At 59.6% G+C, this 18,435-nt stretch carries 21 protein-coding genes and 1 tRNA gene; 17 read left to right on the top strand and 5 right to left on the bottom strand.

All coding sequences use genetic code 11. The features are described from left to right. Positions 1-329: 329 nt before the first annotated feature. Positions 330-596 (bottom strand): DNA-binding protein, encoded by a 267-nt coding sequence (locus VV867_RS11780; RefSeq protein WP_328566456.1) that lies wholly within the window; start codon positions 594-596, stop codon positions 330-332. Between the two features lie 137 nt (positions 597-733). Here VV867_RS11780 and VV867_RS11775 point away from each other — a divergent pair, with 137 nt between their 5' ends. From VV867_RS11775 to VV867_RS11715, 13 genes are all read left to right on the top strand, one after another. Then, positions 734-949, top strand: coding sequence for a DNA-binding protein (locus tag VV867_RS11775; RefSeq protein WP_328566455.1), 216 nt, complete (start codon positions 734-736; stop codon positions 947-949). A 297-nt stretch (positions 950-1,246) separates the two neighbouring features. Then, a complete protein-coding gene (gene pflM / locus VV867_RS11770; protein WP_328566454.1) occupies positions 1,247-1,582 on the top strand; it encodes a lysogeny maintenance protein PflM in 336 nt (111 codons plus the stop codon). 3 nt (positions 1,583-1,585) lie between these two features. Beyond that, positions 1,586-1,882, top strand: a complete 297-nt coding sequence (locus tag VV867_RS11765) for a hypothetical protein (RefSeq protein ID WP_328566453.1) — start codon at positions 1,586-1,588, stop codon at positions 1,880-1,882. A 225-nt stretch (positions 1,883-2,107) separates the two neighbouring features. Further along, positions 2,108-2,527 (top strand): DNA-binding protein, encoded by a 420-nt coding sequence (locus tag VV867_RS11760; RefSeq protein WP_328566452.1) that lies wholly within the window; start codon positions 2,108-2,110, stop codon positions 2,525-2,527. A 14-nt stretch (positions 2,528-2,541) separates the two neighbouring features. After that, positions 2,542-2,703 carry a hypothetical protein gene (locus VV867_RS11755; protein WP_328566451.1) on the top strand — a complete coding sequence of 54 codons (162 nt, stop codon included), beginning with the start codon at positions 2,542-2,544 and terminating at the stop codon, positions 2,701-2,703. Further along, positions 2,704-2,955, top strand: coding sequence for a hypothetical protein (locus tag VV867_RS11750; RefSeq protein WP_328566450.1), 252 nt, complete (start codon positions 2,704-2,706; stop codon positions 2,953-2,955). A gap of 10 nt (positions 2,956-2,965) precedes the next feature. Continuing rightward, positions 2,966-3,214: a major capsid protein gene (locus VV867_RS11745; protein ID WP_328566449.1), complete on the top strand. Its 249-nt coding sequence runs from the start codon at positions 2,966-2,968 to the stop codon at positions 3,212-3,214. A gap of 255 nt (positions 3,215-3,469) precedes the next feature. Next, the gene (locus tag VV867_RS11740) at positions 3,470-4,549 is read left to right on the top strand and encodes a hypothetical protein (protein ID WP_328566448.1); all 1,080 of its coding nucleotides are present in this window, start codon (positions 3,470-3,472) and stop codon (positions 4,547-4,549) included. Positions 4,550-4,552: 3 nt separating this feature from the next. Continuing rightward, complete coding sequence (locus tag VV867_RS11735; RefSeq protein ID WP_328566447.1) at positions 4,553-4,909, top strand: DUF2523 family protein; 357 nt, start codon at positions 4,553-4,555, stop codon at positions 4,907-4,909. A 2-nt stretch (positions 4,910-4,911) separates the two neighbouring features. Beyond that, complete coding sequence (locus VV867_RS11730) at positions 4,912-6,237, top strand: zonular occludens toxin domain-containing protein (RefSeq protein ID WP_328566446.1); 1,326 nt, start codon at positions 4,912-4,914, stop codon at positions 6,235-6,237. A 252-nt stretch (positions 6,238-6,489) separates the two neighbouring features. After that, positions 6,490-7,782 (top strand): hypothetical protein, encoded by a 1,293-nt coding sequence (locus tag VV867_RS11725; protein ID WP_328566445.1) that lies wholly within the window; start codon positions 6,490-6,492, stop codon positions 7,780-7,782. After that, positions 7,782-8,771 carry a phage integrase gene (locus tag VV867_RS11720; protein WP_328566444.1) on the top strand — a complete coding sequence of 330 codons (990 nt, stop codon included), beginning with the start codon at positions 7,782-7,784 and terminating at the stop codon, positions 8,769-8,771. Before VV867_RS11725 ends, VV867_RS11720 begins: the two co-directional genes overlap by 1 nt. Before the next feature lie 60 nt (positions 8,772-8,831). After that, positions 8,832-9,983, top strand: coding sequence for a PIN domain-containing protein (locus VV867_RS11715; protein ID WP_328566443.1), 1,152 nt, complete (start codon positions 8,832-8,834; stop codon positions 9,981-9,983). Between the two features lie 98 nt (positions 9,984-10,081). Here VV867_RS11715 and VV867_RS11710 read toward each other — a convergent pair whose 3' ends face one another. The 3 genes from VV867_RS11710 to VV867_RS11700 form a co-directional block, all read right to left on the bottom strand. Beyond that, positions 10,082-10,822 (bottom strand): PaeR7I family type II restriction endonuclease, encoded by a 741-nt coding sequence (locus VV867_RS11710; protein ID WP_328566442.1) that lies wholly within the window; start codon positions 10,820-10,822, stop codon positions 10,082-10,084. Continuing rightward, positions 10,823-12,541 (bottom strand): Eco57I restriction-modification methylase domain-containing protein, encoded by a 1,719-nt coding sequence (locus VV867_RS11705; protein WP_328566441.1) that lies wholly within the window; start codon positions 12,539-12,541, stop codon positions 10,823-10,825. A 227-nt stretch (positions 12,542-12,768) separates the two neighbouring features. Then, a tRNA-Gly gene (locus VV867_RS11700) sits at positions 12,769-12,842 on the bottom strand. Between the two features lie 160 nt (positions 12,843-13,002). Between VV867_RS11700 and VV867_RS11695 the strand changes: the two genes are divergently transcribed. The 4 genes from VV867_RS11695 to VV867_RS11680 all read left to right on the top strand — a co-directional run bounded on the left by VV867_RS11695 (position 13,003) and on the right by VV867_RS11680 (position 17,611). After that, complete coding sequence (locus tag VV867_RS11695; RefSeq protein WP_328566440.1) at positions 13,003-13,566, top strand: hypothetical protein; 564 nt, start codon at positions 13,003-13,005, stop codon at positions 13,564-13,566. Positions 13,567-13,782: 216 nt separating this feature from the next. Then, entirely contained in the window at positions 13,783-14,883 is a 1,101-nt protein-coding gene (locus VV867_RS11690; RefSeq protein WP_109936377.1) for a polyamine ABC transporter substrate-binding protein, read from the top strand. A gap of 313 nt (positions 14,884-15,196) precedes the next feature. Further along, positions 15,197-16,411, top strand: coding sequence for a GGDEF domain-containing protein (locus VV867_RS11685; protein WP_328566439.1), 1,215 nt, complete (start codon positions 15,197-15,199; stop codon positions 16,409-16,411). Positions 16,412-16,801: 390 nt separating this feature from the next. Next, positions 16,802-17,611 (top strand): gamma-glutamyl-gamma-aminobutyrate hydrolase family protein, encoded by an 810-nt coding sequence (locus tag VV867_RS11680; protein ID WP_109936379.1) that lies wholly within the window; start codon positions 16,802-16,804, stop codon positions 17,609-17,611. Between the two features lie 382 nt (positions 17,612-17,993). Here VV867_RS11680 and VV867_RS11675 read toward each other — a convergent pair whose 3' ends face one another. Then, positions 17,994-18,395 (bottom strand): hypothetical protein, encoded by a 402-nt coding sequence (locus tag VV867_RS11675; RefSeq protein ID WP_089394202.1) that lies wholly within the window; start codon positions 18,393-18,395, stop codon positions 17,994-17,996. Positions 18,396-18,435 lie beyond the last annotated feature (40 nt).

The raw sequence follows: 18,435 nt of genomic DNA, 5'->3' as shown, positions 1-18,435 counted from the left end.
AAGTCTTTTTATCTTTGCTCTTATTGGCATTTCATAGCGTGCAACTAATATGGTATGGGTTGGGGGGCATTTTTGAATTTTGCAACATCTTCGGTAGAAGTCGACCAGCGGGTTTTATGAGGGCGTTTGGTGCCATTGTTGCGTCCACCATTGTCTCTCGGCGGTAGTCCTTCGCGTCTGCGGCTTTCATCCCTGAACCAATCTCTATCCATTAATCCCATTTTGGTTGCTCCTGTTTCCGCCTTCGCCGATTTTGGCCGGTTTCCTCTAGTCTGAGTTTTCTACCTTCTTGCTGCTGAACCAACGCAGTGCTGCTTTCCGTGTTAGCTCTATCCCGCGCTGGGTTTTGCTAATTTGGCATCGGCTTCTTCATAGCCTGGAGCGGTCTGCCCGTTGGCAGGATCCACTTCTCCTTTCCATAGCCATAGCTCGTATTGAGGAAAGGCTTTTAGTAGCTCTTCCATGTCTTCAATGCGTGCTTTTACCTCATGGTTTGTAGCTACGGTTTGCCATCGCCTGCGCTCGATGCTGGTCGCGTTGGCAAGCTTTGTCGCGCCAAGGTAGCGAACCAGTGTTCTAAGGCGATCCTCTATCATTCCAAAAAGCTCTATAAGAGAAGACAAATAATTTGACTGACAAACTATTTGTCCCTACATTCGTCATATGACAAATTATTTGTCATTTGTTGGGGCAGGTGCATACCTGCAATGCGACGAATAGTGACGGAACGAGCATGGAACTGGAAGAGCTGAATCCCGCAGCCCTGGTAGGGCCGCAACAGGACGTGGAACCCATCGAGAAGTGGGCAGAGCGCAACGGCGTGACTTTCGGCACCGCTCGCGCCTGGGTGTACCGGGGCGTCCTACCTTCCGTGAAGCTGGGCAAGCTGCGCATGGTGAACAGCGCGCTGCTTCGTTCTTGGTTGCTGGAACAGGAGTGGACTGCATGAACGGACAAATCCTGTGCGATTTCCTGAGCATCTTGGTGTGCATCCGCGGAGCTAATCCGTTGTTGGGTGCTGATGAAGAGAGCCTTTATAGATTTCAAGTAGCAAAGGCGTTTGGGTTCCTGGACGGTTTGGTTTCGGCGGCGGTCTTCACTTCGGGCGAGCGGCGCCAGCTTGAGCGGCTGATTTGGAACGCGGTTGTTCATCGCGGCGAGTCTTTCCCGTCGCGTTTGAACGTGGGTCCGTGCATTTGGCCGTGGGACCTCCGCGGACGTAATGAGAAAGCTCAGGAGGTGGTTCATGTCGGTCCTGTCGAAGTACCTGCGCCACCTGCACCCCGAGGATTGCAACTGCTCTGTCTGCTGGTCCCGTCGCGAGATGGCCAAGCCCGCTCTCTCCCTGTTCACACCCTGCACCGAGTGCCGCCGCACAAAGGTTTTTCCGGTCGTTACTACGATGGCACTCGTTCGGGGAGTGTGGCGCTCGATCCACTCGACCTACCGGGTGGAACGGGGTTTTACCTGCGAGAAACACATGCCCGCCCGGCGTCCGCCGAAGTACTGGCACGTTGTGTACGACAGCGGCAAGCCGACGCCCTTCGTGCCGATCCGCGAACTATTCGAACTGGAGGTCTGAATCATGCTTCCTGATTTTCTCGACTTGGCGTTCTTGTTCGCTCCGTTGGCCGTCGTGTTTTGGGTGATAGCTGCGTTTCCTCCACCGACGAAGAGTGGATCCGAACCTGAGTCCGATCTGGTCTTCCCCGACCCCGACGGCACCCTTCGTACCATCACTGTGCTGTTCCTCGCCCTGGCCATCGCCTGCAACAAGGCCAACCCGGTCCAGGGCCGCCGCACCGGCTTGTCCGAACGCGCTTTCCCGTTCGGACAAACGGAGCGCCGGGCGAAGCGCACCCTTGACCGCGCCCCGCCCTGAATAGCCTCCGCTCGGGAGTGTGGGGCAGCTCCACCGCCCCGCGCTCCTGAGCCCTCGGCGGCGAGAGCGGGATGACAAGGGCAGAGCCCTTGGTGTTAACCCCACTCGCCACCCGCACCACCGCAAAACCCAGGCACCACCACACCCGCTGAAAGACGGCCACCAACGCGCCCAATTTGCAGCAGCGGGCCAATTCATGCCCGAAAAAGGCAAAAGGAGCTTCACATGAACATGTTTGCGACCACTGGCGGAATCGTTGAACTGTGGGTCACCCAGACCGACACCTACACCTCGAGCAAGACCGGCGAAATCTTCGCCAGCGTCCAAGCCATTTCGCCGATCCCGGAAGGGGCTCGCGGCAACGCCAAGGGCTTCGAAATCACTCAGTACGACGTAGAGCCCACTCTGCTCGACGGCATCGTGTTCCAGGGCCAGCCGCTGCGCTGCAAGTTCTCCACGGTGGTTCGCCCGACCAAGGACCGCTTCGGCAACACCAAGAACACCCAGGTGCTGACCGACCTGCTGGAAGTGAACGGCAAGGCCTCTGGCGAACCTGCTGCGGCTCGCCCGAGCGCAGCTCAGCAATCCGCCCGCCAACCCCAACAACCCGCCCAGGACAAGCCGGACACCCCGGCCAAGTCCTGAGCCTGGAGGGTGTCATGAGCGTGGACGGCTACGTGTTCTGTGATCGCTGCGGCGAGCCCATGGGCCATCGCTGGGACGAACCCGTGATCGCCCCCGCCCTGCTGCCCGAACCGCAAACGCACCTCTGCCCGGACTGCCTGGAGCTGACCGAGCTGAACGACGCAGAGGGCGAGTGAATGTCAGGCGTGGTTGCTGTTCAGGTCTGCACCGCATGGACGTCCACCGCGGACGGCTTCATGCAGTGCCAGAACATCGAGTGGCAACAGGCCTACCTGATTCCACCGGAGGCAGCGGGATACGTAGACATCCTCGTCAACGGTGGTTTCTCCCCGGAAGCCTTCGCCATAGGGGCGGCGGGTGTCCTGGGGAGTTTCGTGACCGGGCTGATCGTCGGTTGGCTCGCGTCGATTCTCAGAAGAGCAAAGTGAGGTAATAACCATGAAAGGCATCAAGCAACACGTCGCCAAATTCAACCCGATCCGTTCCTTCCGCAACCTGTGCATCGCCGGTGCCGTGGCTGCCAGCACCACCCCGGTGTTCGCCGCCACCATCATCGACACCAGCGAAATCGCCACCACCTTCAGCGACGGCAAGGCCGACATGTCCACCGTCGGCGGCTACGTCGCGGGCGGTCTGGTGGTCCTGGCGGTGGCCGCGCTGATCTTCGGCATGCTCCGCAAGGCCTAAGCCGTGCTCTGGTCGGTGTGGTTGGGGGCGTTCTTCGCCGGCGCCTTCATCACCGGTTACCGGACTGGCGAATTCTTCTAACCGCCTGACTGCGCGGAAGCCCCTTCGGTTGTTCCGCAGGGGCTTTTTATTGGCGGAGGTACTGTTATGCGCCTGCTTAGGCTCGGGCTTCTCTTACTCTTGGTATCCACTTCGTTAACGTCATTTGCGGGAGTGATGTGGACGCAAGAGTGGATTGCACCACAAAGGAGCCTAGTGTCCGCCTGTGAGTTGATCGCTGCGCAGATTCCTCAAAGGTGGAATCAGCCGGGCACACTTGATCATGTTCAAGTTCGCTCAACGGATGGTGCCTGTTATATCAAGACGAATGACGGAGCTGTCTCCCCGGTATGGGTGAAGAAAGTTGGTACTTGTGAGGAGATAAACGTCTACAACAGCCAGACTGGCGAGTGCAAAGTGTCGGACGGCTACTGCCTCGCACAGAGCGCCTACACCAAGAAGGTTCAATTTTCCTTTAGCGATGGGGCTACGGTCTTTGCCCTTGATCCAGACATAAAGGACGGCTGCATATATGAGCCGGGGGAGCCTAAGAACTGCACTGAAACATCCTGTGATGTTGAGATGAAGCCGGTCGGCAATGACGACATGTCCGATAACTCCGGCAACCCTGATCGGGATATTCAGGATTATCTCGACGAGCTTGCTAAGAACTTCAAATGCGAGAAGACCGAAAACGGTACGGTCGGTTGCACCAACGCCGAACAGACCACGCCTGACGTGGACCCAGACGACAAGTGCCCGGATGGCTATTCGTGGTCGGGTACTGCGTGTTTCCCCACGACCGGCAACGGCAACGAAAACCCTGACGGTGGCGGTTCCAGCGGCGGCGGCAGCTCGTCCGGTGGTGGCGATGGTGGCTCTTCAGGCGGGGGCTCCGGTGGCGAGGGTGCCGGTGAGGGGGACGGCTCCAGCAGCGGCGGTGGTGGCGGCAACAATGGCAACGGCGACGACGGCACCGATGACGGCCTGACCAACTCGCTGGAAGAGCCCAAGGCCGGCAACTGGGACGGTGCCAACAGCGAATGGGACGAGCGCCTGGAGCAGGCTAAAGCCGAGCTGAAGGAAAAGGTCCGGCAGAACACTGAAGCGCTCAAGGGCGTGTTCGACCTCAACCTGGGGACCGGTGGCGGCTCGCTGCCGTGCGACAGCTTCACCCTCTTTGGCAGGCCCATGAGCCTGTGCTTCGACTCCTACACCGACACCTTGGCCGGCATGCGCAACGCGCTGCTGTTGGTTGCCTCGGTGATCGCCGCTTTCGTCATCTTGAAGGATTGACCTATGGACTGGCTTACCGGTGCGTTCGACCAAATCCTCGCGTTCTTCCAATACCTCTGGGACTTCTTCGCGCAGGGTATCTACGACTTCATCAAGGACGGCATGGTGGTGCTGACCAAGGCCGCCATCTACTCCTGGGTCAAAGGGCTGCTGTTCCTGGCTGACGTCGGCTACACCGTGGCGCGGGAGCTGATCGATAGTCTGGGTGTCAATGCCATGGTGCGCTCGATGTATGCAGCCTTGCCGGCGCCGGTCGCGGCGGGACTCCAGTTCTTCGGTGTGCCGCAGGCGCTGAACATCATCTTCACCGCCCTGTCGACGCGCTTCTGCATGCGCTTCGTGCCGTTCCTGGGGCGCTGATCATGTCGATCAAAATCCACCACGGGCCCAACGGCTCGTACAAGACCTCTGGCGCGATTCAGGACGATGCGGTCCCGGCCCTGAAGGATGGTCGGGTGATCATCACCAACGTGCGGGGCTTCACTCTGGAGCGGGCCTATCAGGTCTTCCCGGACCTGCCCAACACGGCCGAAATCATCAACCTCGATCTGGAGTCGCTGGCCGACCTGGAGAAGATGCGCACGTGGTTCCAGTGGGCACCGCGGGGCGCCTTCCTGATCTTCGATGAGACCCAACTGCTGTTTCCCAAATCCTGGCGCGAGAAGGACCTGGAGAAGTTCGACTTCCCTGGCGGCCCCGAGGCAGCGCATGAGGCGGATCGGCCCATGGGCTGGTTGGATGCCTGGACCCGGCACCGGCATTTCAACTGGGACATTGTTCTGACCACCCCGAACATCTCCTACATCCGCGATGACATTCGGATGACCTGCGAGATGGCCTACCGGCATTCGAACCTCGCGGTCATTGGCATCCCTGGCCGCTACAAGGAGGCCCAGCATGACGCCCAGCTCAACCGCCCGCCCGCCGATGGCACCATCATCGAATACAAGCGAATCAAGAAGCAGACCTTCGCGCTCTACCAGTCCACCGCCACCGGCAAAACCCAGGACACCAAGGCCGGCAAAAGTATGCTCCGGTCGCCTAAGTTGGTTCTTCTACTGGCACTGCTGGCCGGCCTGCTTGTGTTTGTTTTCTCTATGGGGCCTCTGCGGGTCGTGGGTGGTGGCAGCGGGAAGGCAGACGTTCATCCTGATACGGCGCCTGCCTCGGGCGCTGTGGCCAATCCTGCGGCCGCTGGTGCGCGTCCTGCGGTGGCTGGCCCTGCGCATCCTGGCGCGGGTGGCGCTGTTTCTGCTGTGCCTATTCTTGGCCAGCCGGCTGCTCCAGCTGTTCCTCTGAATGCCCATCCCTTTGCCGACCGGCAAATCTCGATCATCGGCTTCGTCAACGACCGCAAGCGCGGCGACCTGTACCTGTTTGCTCTGACGGACACGGAAGGCCGGCGCCTGGAGCTGAATTCCTGGCAGATGATCGCCTCCGGTTACCGCTTCAAGGGCAAGGGCATTTGCGTTGTCGAGGCCCACTACGACAAGTGGGACGGCCTCATTACGTGCGTCGGAACCCCGCCCAAGGCCGCCCAGCAAATGGCGGTGGCCGGTGGGGCACCCCTCACGCCCGCGACATCACCACCAACACCCGCACCCACCGAAGCCAATCCAGGCGGCCCCAGCCTGACTATCGTGCCCGACAGCGAATACCTCTCACGCCCCTGGAGGAACAGTAAATGAATCTCTCTGCCTGGATGAGTGCGTTTGGGCTGCTGGTGCTGGCCTACGTGCTCGGCTTCACCTCGGCCATCGCGTTGATGACGCCAACGCCAGTGGTGCCGTTTTGAAGGCTCCCCTCGGAACGCGAGCCGCGCGGACGGCCGGGAGCGTAAGGCACGAGCGGGAGGCCGGAAGCGCGGCCGACGTCCCTGTAACACGTCAGAAAGCCCATTTAACCCCGTTTCGATTCGTTGCTATTTGGAGTGTTTGAAGATGAGCAAGCCGAGCCATCAAGTCCGTGTCGTGATGCAGCCGGATGGGCAGGTTTACGAGTCGCCCGAAGGGCGTTTGTTCTTCAACGACAAGACCGTGAAGTGGACTGATCTGTCCGGCGTGCGTTTCCTGCGCTGTGGCGTGGATACCGTTCGCCAGCTCTACAACGGCAAGATTCGCCCCGAGGTCATGGCGATCTTCGAAGAGAAAGAAGACCTCGTGGAGTTCGCGGGTTACCAGTGGATCAAGGGGCGCATTGGCCGCGACTCGGGCTACCAGTACCGGCTGCAGAACGCCGACATGGGGCTCATCCTGCTCATCAAGAACCACAACGTGAAGGTCGAGAACATCGGCCCACATCTGAAGATCGAGGTATCGCCCCACGCCCTAGATGGCGCCGATCCTCACATCTTGCAAGGTGTGCTCGACGACCTCGCCGCAGGTGTTCTCGTCGCCTGTGAGACCAATCAGTGCGCCGTCCATATCGCCCTTGACGTGCAAGGTTGGACGCCTCCGGCCGAGCTGGTCGACATGATGCATTGCCGCGCCCATCGCGTGCGCCAGATTAGCGGGATTCAACGGATCGAGTTCGACGGCAACGCCTCGGTGTACGGGCGTGGGGAAACCTTCATGTTCGGCTCGACCACGGGGGTGCAGCTCTGCATTTACAACAAGACTCTCCAGGCTCGGGCCACCGACAAGCTCGACTACTGGCAAAGCGTGTGGGCCACCCTGAACGGCGATCCCTTCGGCGATGGCGAACCCGCTTATAACCCGCTGGAAACGGTGTGGCGCCTGGAGTTCCGTTTCCATCACTCGGTGGTCGAGCAGTTCGCGCAGGGCTCTACGCTGTCCTCTGGCGAGGTGATCGGGTGCAGCACCTACGAAGGCCTCTGTCCGCACCTCCAGGGCCTTTGGCAGTACGCGTGCGAGAACTTCCGCTTGCTGGAGTCGCGCACCACCTTCGATCCGTTCTGGAGCCTCATCACCCAGGATGTGAAGGTCCAGGTGGAAGCCGATCCGCTTATCGAGCGGACTGAATACCGGCGCTACTACAAGACCGCGCAAGGCTTCTCCGGCCGCAACTGCGAGATGTTCCTGGGCCAGTTCATCAGCCTCATCGCCCGCGAGCGTGTCCCGGCAAAAAAGGCCATCGAGTCCGCCCGTAGATTGGAGTTCTGGCACGTGATCGAGGATCACTACCTGGCCAAAGGGTGGACTCTGAAAGAGTTCGAACGGCATGTGCACCGGCTCATGTGCGAGAGGTACTTGAAGAAGGGCTATGCCGTCTGATGAGCATCACCAAGCTCCCCGATGGCCGCTGGTTCGTCGATGTCGAACCGATCAAGGGCAAGCGTTTCCGCAAGCGATTCAAAACCAAGATGGAAGCGCAGCAGTTTGAAGTTAATGTGCGCCAGAAGTGCGCCGAGAATTCGAGTTGGTCGATCAAGCCCAAGGACCGCCGTAAGCTGTCCGAACTGGTCGAACTCTGGTACGAGTTGCATGGCCAGACTCTCGCGAACGGTAAGCGCTGTGTGGCGATTCTGCGGCTGATAGCGAAGGATTTGGGCAATCCGATAGCGGTATCTCTGGAACCGGCAAAAGTTGCTCGTGTGCGCTCCTTGCAGGTAGCTAAAGGCATGTCGGGGAAATACGCCAACAACCGGCTTGGTTACCTCAAGTCGATGTACAACGAGCTCCGGCAACTGGGAACCATCGACTACGAGAACCCCATCGGACGCATGCGCCCGCTAAAGCTTCAGGAAAAGTCGCTGTCCTACCTGACCAAGCATCAGGTGTCCGAGTTGCTGGCCGCGCTAGATGCTCGCACCACGTCACCGCATCCGAAGATGGTTGCCCGCATCTGTCTCGCAACTGGCGCACGTTGGGGCGAAGCTCAGGCACTTACCCAGGATCACTTGAAAGGCAACACAGTCACCTTCACCAACACTAAGTCGAAGCGTGTTCGCTCGGTGCCGATCTCGGAAGGGTTGGCCAAAGAGGTTCGCCAGCACTGGCAGACTCACGGACCGTTTACCAACTGCCTTGGTGTGTTCCGTATCGTGCTCCTGTCCACATCGATCAAGCTCCCGAGAGGGCAGGCCAGCCACGTGCTACGCCATACGTTCGCGAGTCACTTCATCATGAATGGTGGTCATATCGTGACGTTGCAGCATATCCTGGGGCACGCGTCCCTATCGATGACGATGAGATATGCGCATCTTTCACGAGATCATCTAGGGGAGGCGGTCAAGCTAAATCCGTTGGTGCTTTTTTCTTAAGCAGCGTGAAATACCTTGGCGGTGTGGCAATATGATGTGAGATCAAAAAAGGAGTTGATCATGCCGAAGGGAACGCCACAGGCATCAAAGCTTTGGAGTGGGGAAATTTCATTCTTCTCTATAGATACAGACTTGATTCAGGCCGCTGGTTATAGGTTTGATGAAGGAGCTTTGAATCAACTGCCAAAGCAGCTGCCACCATCTATGTGTCTGGAATTCTCAGAGGTCGTTGTCCGGGAAGTTGTCAAGCACATGATGGAGCCGGTTCTAGAGGCTTCGCTGCAGCTCAAGAGCAGTGCCGAGAAAATTGGTCGAATCACAAGTGCAGATATTACTGGATTAGAGCGAGCGATAGCTGATTTATCTATCGAGAAAAGTGCGCACTTAGAGTTTAGAAAGAGAGTCGAAGACTATGCTAACCGGTGTCGTGGCGGGGTCTTAGAAATAGCCAACCAGAAAATATCAGCTGACCTTTTTGATTTGTATTTTTCCTCTAGCGCACCCTTTGCTACTTCGAAGAACAAGAAATCTGAGTTTCCCGATGCGATGTCGCTTTTGCTTCTTGAACAATATGCTATAGAGAACGGGGCGATAGGTATCGTTGCGTCTGGTGATGAAGGCTGGCGTATGTATGCAGCTGAGTCAGATCATCTCTACTGTGTAAAGTCACTGGACGAGCTAACAGCTCTTTTTGCCGCTACTGATGAAATATCAAAGTCTGTTAAGAGGCGGCTACTCTTGGCTGTTGAAGATAACAAATCGGACTTGAGGGTGCAGTTGCGTGCTGAACTGGAAGAGCATGTCGGAAATTCGCCATGGGATGTTAATGACATTTATACCGGTTCGGCATATAGGGTGGAGGGCGAAGTATACGGCGCGAAGATGCTCAGCTATGAGTTGAATTCTGAATCTCTCCATATTTGGAGTGTCGATGGTGAACCGACTTCTTGGGTTGTTGAGCTGGAGGCAGTAGTTAAGGTTTCCGTTGATGTGGCGGCTACTTACTTCGCCTGGGACTCGATAGATCGTGAAGAGGTATCCATAGGCACTGATAGCTTCGAGAAAGAAGAGGAAATTATAGTAGAGCTATATGTTTCCCTTTCAAATGTGGCACCAGAGGTTGGCCCTAAGGATTGGGAAGTGGAAATCGAAATTGGTTATGAGAAGTACAGTGTAAAGGTCGGAGAGGTCAATCCTGATCTTGGTTGGTAGTGCGATCTCGATATTTTTTCGACACCCACCCCACCCCGAAAAAGCAAAGCCCCCGAAAAGCACTGGAGTTTCAGGGGCTTGGCAGAGTATCTGATATGTCAACTCAGGCGCGCAGCTGTAGTGGCAATATGGCCCGCCAGAGTGGTAACGAAGGTCTTAAGCGATGTCATTTCAGACATTTGCCCGAACTCTCCCGTCTGAGCAGCAACACGTGGTGACGTAATTAACGCCGCGGCTGTGTATAACTGCTCTTGGACAAGCTTTTGGCATAGTATGTCGTATCGTTTTAGGTAGGAGGCGCCTTGAAACTCTCGGAATACAGGGAAGTGAGGTGAGGCGTCTCTCACGGGAGTTATGGATTTCTCCGCGTACTCGACGAGCATCAACCAACCTACAAAGGGGCGAGGATTTTTGCCGAATGCGCCCTCACGGTAAGCCGTCCAAAGATCGTGAGCAGTGCCAATCGCTTCTTCGGTTCGGTTGTTGAAGTTGTTGCCGAAGGATGGGCCGACCTGGCTTTTCAATTCAATTGCGGCAATCAATTGACCATTATGGGTTACTAATATGTCCCAGAGTTTGGTCGGTCGAAAATAGCCTGGTAGCGTCAGGGCGCTTTTATTCAGATGGATTTGGGCGTGGGCGAGTCCGTTGGCCATTACGATCTTTTTAATGAGGCCAACGAAACCATCCATGTTTTTTCCATCGGTGACACCAGCACGCTCACCTTGATCGATATTTCCGTTATCCGCTTGCCTCTGTCGAGCGGCCTCCCGATTGCCCCAGAATGCCTTAACCGCTTCCTGTGCATTGTATTCATAATCTACAAGATCTAAAGCCATCTACTTCCCATTGCCTCCTATGGCAGATACTTCTTCCGGGGTTAGCTCGTAGAGCTTAAAAACGGCTTGATTACAGGCTTCCAAATCTAAACTTTCAGCAGCAGTAGCTAGCTCGGTCCGCAGTGATTCAGGGACTTGTGTCCAGTGTGGAATCCTGATGCGTCGCAAATATTGGGCCTGGAAACGCAAGAAGCCACCGCGCATCTTGGTCGAGTATGTTGCTACAAATAGCCTGGAGATCGCGGACAACATTACGGCTTGGAGTGCCCGCAGATCCCACGTATCTGACGTGATGAAGTAAAGATTATGATGTGGGTAAAACTCGCCATTCTCAAAAACTATGTGGGCCTCACCCTTAATGTCAGGGACTAGTAATTTTGGTCTGCTGGCTAGGGATGGTGTAATTCGATCAATTGTGCGATACCACCTGTCTGGTGTTTTCATTGCGCAGTGGCGCCCAGCGATCACATCGCGTCGCACCTCCAAGTAACGTCGCAGACGTGGGTAGTCATTGAGATCGACTAGGCCACCGGTGTCCTTGAAGGGATTGATGACGCCTTGCCCTCGCCATTCGACTTCACCAGACATGATGTCTTTGGTTGTTACGAGCGGTAGCTTGCGATCTGCTTCGACATCGAGCTGATCAAAGTCGCCAATGAAGGCTTTGTCGGCACCAGTCGCGACTCCAATTCCGACCTTGCAGCCGGTATCCTCGAGGAGAGGGAATTGCTCCTCGATTCGACGAATCAAAGCCATTTGGTCGGAGGACTCAAGCAACCAAGGCTCATCGCAATTAGGGACGCGAGCCAGTTCCCTAACCAGAGTGGTGTCGCTCGGCAAGGCAGGAGAGCAGAGGAGGTCCCTAAGGGAGGTTAGGTAAGCTCGCTCAACTTCTGGGCGGTGGGCAATGCGAGTTGGGCCCGGCTTTTCCCGCGTGATGATGGTAATGGCCGGGTAAGCGACCACATCCGTGTGAAACGCAGGCGTACCGGTCATATCCACGTAGCTTTTCAAGTGGAACTGCTTGGCCACCAGATTACGGAGAGGGCCACCATAGCGGTTCTTCATCCACCGGTCAGCGCAAATAAAGCCCAACTGTCCGCCGGTTGCGAGCAATGACAGTGACCGCTCGATGAAGGGCACATAAAGGTCGGCACGGTCATAGAGAGTCTGATACCGGCGGCGGTATTCAGCGAGCAACGGCGCAGGGATTAACTCCTGGCGAACGTATGGCGGGTTGCCGACGACAAAATCGAACTCACCTTCTAGTGGTGTCAGCAGAAAGTCACCTTGTAGCAGCCAGCGATCTACTAGGCATTTAGCCTCGTCAGGTGCTATCCCCTCGTTTTCGAGCAAGGTTAAGGCTGCTTGGCATGTGGCATTGAAGGTTTCTCGGTGGAGCTCAACCGCTCTGATGGCATTGCCCAGATCCTCTAGGGCGGTCCCCTTGGATTTAGCTGCGCGCCACGCCTGAATCAGCCGGCGTATGATTGGCAGCAGAAAATCACCAGCTCCTGAGGAAGGCTCTAGCAGGCGCATTCGATGAAGTGGCTGATCGTTGGTGTAGCCAGCCAAATCCAGGATGAAGTCGACGATCTCTGCACGAGTGAAAATTGCTCCGCGGGCTTCTACTCCTCCGCCAGTTGCAAGAGCTTCGGCGGCCTCCCTGATTGGGCAATCAGGAATGGGAAGAGCGAACTGAGTTGGCTGAAATGCCACTTAGGAAACCTCGGCTAAGCATTTTCAAAAGCGGACATGATACTAGCTTGCGCAGGTTTCAGAGCCCCACCTGTACTCCGATCATCGCCAGGCAGACTAACGTGTGAGCTAGAGGCGCGATTCCAGAGGAAGGCGTTGCATATTCGACACTTTTTCGACACCTTCCCGCCCTCCAAAAAGCAAAACCCCCGAAACGCTAGGCATTTCAGGGGCTTGGCAGGGTGTTCTGGAGCGGGCGAAGGGAATCGAACCCTCGTCATGAGCTTGGGAAGCTCAGGTAATGCCATTATACGACGCCCGCTTGGGGGTGCCTTTTTACCAGAAGGCGCGGGCGGAGTGAAGCCTTGGTGCTTCAGTTGGGGGCATTCGCCGATTCGGAAGCGGCGGGTGGTGCCAAATGCCAGCATCGGCGGTATCTTCCGCTCCCATCGATTTCCCCGGGTTGGGGGTGAGGCAGGTTCATGGGCAATACCCTGGTGCGTGCGGCCGTGCTCGGCCTTTCCTTGCTGTGTTCCACGGCGGCGTTCGCGCGGGTCGAGGTTGCGCCGGTGCAGAACAAGTCGCTGGGGCTCACCCTGGCGGTGCGCATCACCGAGGACATCGCGCCGGGGGATTACGAGCGCCTGCTGCAGGGGCTGAAGCACAACCCCGGCAAGTTCGCCCGCAAGATCGCCCTGCTCGACTCCATCGGCGGCAGCCTGGGCGAGGCCATCAAGATGGGCCGGCTGCTGCGCGAAGCCGGGTTCGACACCTGGGTGCCGCGCAACAGCGTGTGCCAGGGCACCTGCGTCTACCTGCTGGCCGCCGGGCATACGCGCCGGGTGCGCGGCTATGTCGGGCTGCACCGCCCCTATTTCCCCGGCGGCGATTCCTGGCTGGCCGACGGCGCCAGCCGCTACAGCCCGGCCGCCTATCTGCGCGAGATGGATGTGCCCACCGCCCTGCTGGACGACATGGCGGCCATCGAGCCAGGGCGCATGCGCGTGCTTTCCGCGCAGGACCTCGCGCGTTACCGGCTCGATTGAGCCACCTGGCACGACGGTACGCCTTGTAACAGGCGGTGCCGGAATTCCGTCGCCGCGCCCGCCAGCCCTGTTTCCGCCCCTGACCTCCAGGCTAGAGCCGCCGCGGGCCGGCGGCCGGGCAATGGCCGGGAGCCATTATCGGGAATGGTTCTTGCTGTCGATCCATGCGGAAGACCCAACTTACCGCACGGATAGAAGAAAATCGGAGCAACCTGCATGTTCAAGACCTTCGGCAAGACCCTGCTCGCCGTGACTCTGGCGGGCGCTGTGGCTGGTATGGCGCAGGCGGACAACAAAGTGCTGCACGTTTACAACTGGTCCGACTATATCGCCCCTGACACGGTCGACAAGTTCACCAAGGCCACCGGCATCAAGGTCGTCTACGACGTCTACGACAGCAACGAAGTGCTCGAGGCCAAGCTGCTGGCCGGCAAGTCGGGCTATGACGTGGTGGTGCCGTCGAACAACTTCCTCGCCAAGCAGATCAAGGCCGGCGTCTACCAGCCGCTGGACAAGTCCAAGCTGCCGAACTGGAAGAACCTCAACCCGGACCTGATGAAGACCCTCGAGATCAGCGACCCGGGCAACAAGTTCGCCATCCCCTACATGTGGGGCACCATCGGCCTGGGCTACAACCCCGACAAGGTCAAGGCCGTGCTGGGCGACAACGCCCCGGTGGACTCCTGGGACCTGGTGTTCAAGCCCGAGAACATCCAGAAGCTGAAGCAGTGCGGCGTGAGCTTCCTCGACTCGCCCACCGAGATGCTGCCGGCGGCCCTGCACTACCTGGGCTACAAGCCTGACAGCAACGATCCGAAGGAAATCAAGGCGGCCACCGCGCTGTACCAGAAGATCCGCCCGTACATCACCTACTTCCATTCCTCCAAGTACATCTCCGACCTGGCCAACGGCAACATCTGCGTGGCCGTCGGCTACTCCGGCGACGTCTACCAGGCCAAGGCCCGCGCCGCCGAGGCGAAGAACAACGTCCACGTGCTCTACAACATTCCGAAGGAAGGCGCCGGCGCCTTCTTCGACACCGTGGGCATTCCGAAGGATGCCGAGAACCCCGAAGGCGCGCTGCAGTGGCTCAACTTCCTGCTCGAGCCGCAGGTCATCGCCGAGATCAGCAACGTCACCTCCTTCCCCAACGGCAACGCCGCGGCCACTCCGCTGGTGAACGAGGAAATCCGCAACGACCCGGGCATCTATCCGAAGGAAGAGGTGATGAAGAAGCTGTACGCCTTCCCGGACCTGCCGGCCAACACCCAGCGCCTGATGACCCGCAACTGGACCACCATCAAGACCGGCAAGTAAGCCGCGCCTTGCGGGACACCTGACGCACCCATATGGTGCACAACAGGCAGGCACGCCCCCTTTTCGCCCAGCGAGAGGGGGCGTGCCGCTTTCCGCTTCCCGCCCGGCGGCGCTGCCTTCCGTCGTCCGCGGGCTCGAATTCGATCCGCACTCCAGGCATGATGGCCATAAGATATCACCGCATTTCACTGCGCAACGGAAGCCATCGGTCGGGCCGGGCAACCGCACCGCCATGGACCGAGGCGCCAGCGCGCCGGGCCGGCGCGTGCCCACCCCCGCCGTACCGTCCCGGGGCGCCCCCAGGAGCCCAGGCATGAGCGCCTACGCCGACACCACCCCAGCGCTGCCCGAGCGCCCCGCCGAGGACTACCTCGCCGAGCGCGTCGCCACGCTGTTCTCCACCAGCCCGTCCACCGCGGTGGGCAACGTGTTCTCCGGCACCATGGTGTTCGGCGTCTACCATGCCAGCGCGCCCCTGCCCGGGCGCTGCCTGTGGCTCGCCGTGCTGGTGTTGCTGATGAGCGTGCGCCTGGGCCTGGTGTACGCCTGGCGGCGCGACCCGCAGCGCCTGGCGCCGCATACCTGGGCGCGCCTGACCATGCTGCAGTGCGGCGCCGTGGGGCTGGCCTGGGGCATCGGCGCCACCTGGCTGATGAGCTACGGCACGCCCTACGAGGACGTGATCTACGGCTGCATCGCCCTGGCCTCGGTGATGGTGGCCATGAGCAACGTGTCCTACTGGCCGGCGCACCTGGCTTTCCACGTGCCCATGTTCTTCTTCCTGGGCATCGCCTATTTCCGCGACCCCGAACCCCAGGCAACCTTCCTGGCGGTCTCCGCCTGGGTGGTCTGCCCCTTCATTGCGGAGATGGGCCGGCGCCTGCAGATCCGCTTCAACGAGGCGCTCAAGCTGGCCTGGGAACACCAGGTGCTGGCGCACAAGTACGCGCTGGCCAACCAGGAGCTGGCGGTGCTCAGCCGCACCGACGACCTCACCCGCATCGCCAACAAGCGCCACCTGGACGAGACGCTCAAGCGCGAATGGCACCGCTGCGCCCGGCACGCCGAGCCGCTGAGCGTGCTGATGCTGGATATCGACCACTTCAAGCTCTACAACGACGGCTATGGCCACCTCGCCGGCGACGTCGGCATCCGCCGCGTGGCCGAGGCCATTCGCAATAACGTGCGCGAGCACTGCGACTTCGTCGCCCGCTTCGGCGGCGAGGAGTTCACCGTGGTCATGCCCGGCGCCGACCTGGCCACCGCCTGCGCCATCGGCGAGCGCATCCGCGCCGCCATCGAGGCCCTGCAACTGCCCCACGCCTGGGCCGCCCGCGGCCACCTGACGGTGAGCATCGGCGTGGCCTCCACCGCTCAGGGCCCGGTGGCCAGCCAGGAAGCCCTGGTGGGCAACGCCGACGTGGCCCTGTACGCCGCCAAGCATGGCGGACGCAACCGGGTGGAAGCCTTCAGCGGCGACCCGGCCAAGGCGCCGCTGCCGCCGGGCCAACCCTGCCTGCCCAACTGACGCCCCCAGCGCACAAGGCTGCAGACGCAGCACCCGCTCAAGGGTGCGGCTGGCGTACGCATGGCGAGCGTCCGTGAAAATGTTCAGTATAATTTTCACGAAAGCGCCGGTTTCGTAAAAAATATTGGACCGATATTTATCGAATTAACTTAAAAACACTTTAAAAACAGATAGTTAAGAACGAAACCGCCATGCGTTTCGGCCATTATTTTTGACGATCGAAAGCGAAATTGTTTGACATATTTTACGGCTCTGGCAGGCTGGTGGGCAGGCTTCGACCGTTTGCGGGCGCCTCCAGCCCCGCCGCGGCAGTGCTCGGAGCCCCAGGTAGCGCCCCTCCCGGCCGCGCCTGCACATAAACGACAGGCCGAGCCTGTCCCAAGGTGACATATGTCCAACAGCAACATTGGCAATAACAATCAGAAACTCCGCAAGCCCGTCGTCCTGATGTCCATGGGCGCCCAGGAACGCAAGGGCCACGACTATCAGGTGATGACCCACAAGTACATCACCCCGATCACCGATATCGCCGGTTGCGTGCCGGTCCTGGTGCCGACCTGCTGCGGCACCGACGATCTCGAGCAGTACCTCGACATGGCCGACGGCGTCTACCTCACCGGTGCCGGCAGCAACATCGACCCGGCCCTCTACGGCCAGGAAAACGAAACCCCCGGCAAGGGCCAGGACAAGCAGCGCGACCTTTTCGACCTGCCCCTGGTCAAGGCCGCCATCGCCCGTGGCCTGCCGATCTTCGGCATCTGCCGCGGCATGCAGGAAATCAACGTCGCGCTGGGCGGCGACATGTACCAGAAGGTCTACGCCGAGCCCGGCTTCAACGACCATCGGGAAAACCCCGAAGACCCGGTCGAGGTGCAGTACGCCCCGGCACACAGCGTGCGCGTGGCGCGGAACACCTGGCTGCACAAGCTGCTGCAGGCCGATTCGATCCAGGTCAACTCGCTGCACGGCCAGGGCCTGAAGACCCTCGGCAAGGGCCTGGAGGCCATCGCCCACGCCGAGGACGGCCTGGTCGAGGCGATCCACGCACCGACCCTCTCGCCCTTCCTCTTCGCGGTGCAGTGGCACCCGGAATGGCAGGCGCTGAAGAACCCCGATTCGGTGAAGCTCTTCCAGGCCTTCGGCGACGCGTGCCGCCAGCAGGTCAAGAAGAAGCAGGCCCGCTACGGCAACGCTGCCTGAGCGGGTAGCGCCAGGCGGTGATGAAAAAGCCGCTCCTCCCTAACGGAGGAGCGGCTTTTTCGTTTGTGGGCGCTCGTGCCACTACTGGGGCTGGCGGGGCCTGCGGGTCCAATCGCGGACGGAGTCCGCTCCTACGACCGTGCCCCCTGGAACGATTCGTGCCGTAGGGCGCATAACCGTTCGCGGTTATCCGCCGCTGGCCGGAACACCGATGTCCCACGGAGGCATCCGGGCAGAATGACCGGGTGCGAGAACGGCGCCTGACTTGCAGCCGCTCAGGACAGCCCCCTCTCCCGCTTGCGGGAGAGGGTTGGGGAGAGGGCGCTCTTGAACCCACCGGGAACCACCGTTCGCGAGCAAGCTCGCTCCTACACCCCCATCATCACTGCGACGTCCCCGCCGCCGGGAATACCCGCTGGATCCGCTCGGCCAACGCCAATGCCCGCTCGCTCTTGGTGAACAGCAGCAGGTAGTCATGGTCGGACTTGGCCGCCGGGGCGATGCGGTATTCCAGCGGCCCCTGCACCACCTGCTGGCCCACCGGCACGCGGAAGGTGGCCACGCATTCGAGCACGCCGCTGTCCGGGTCCTTCTCGAGAATGGCCGCGTCGCGCAGCTCCACGTCCTTGAGCAGGTCGCCGCGGCCGGCCAGCGGGCCATCGGTGAAGACCTTCACCAACTGGTCGCGCATGTCCTTGCTGGCGCACACCTCCGCCTCCTTGCTACCGCAGGCGCCGAGCAGCACGGCGACACCGATCATTGGCAACAGCTTGTAGTTCATCATTCACCCATGGCGAGACTTGGTGCGAGTTGGAGTCGCCACC

It is taken from the genome of Pseudomonas sp. JH-2 (genome assembly GCF_036231725.1).
Taxonomy (GTDB): Bacteria; Pseudomonadota; Gammaproteobacteria; order Pseudomonadales; family Pseudomonadaceae; genus Pseudomonas; species Pseudomonas delhiensis.
This window is presented reverse-complemented; position numbering and strand designations above follow the sequence as displayed.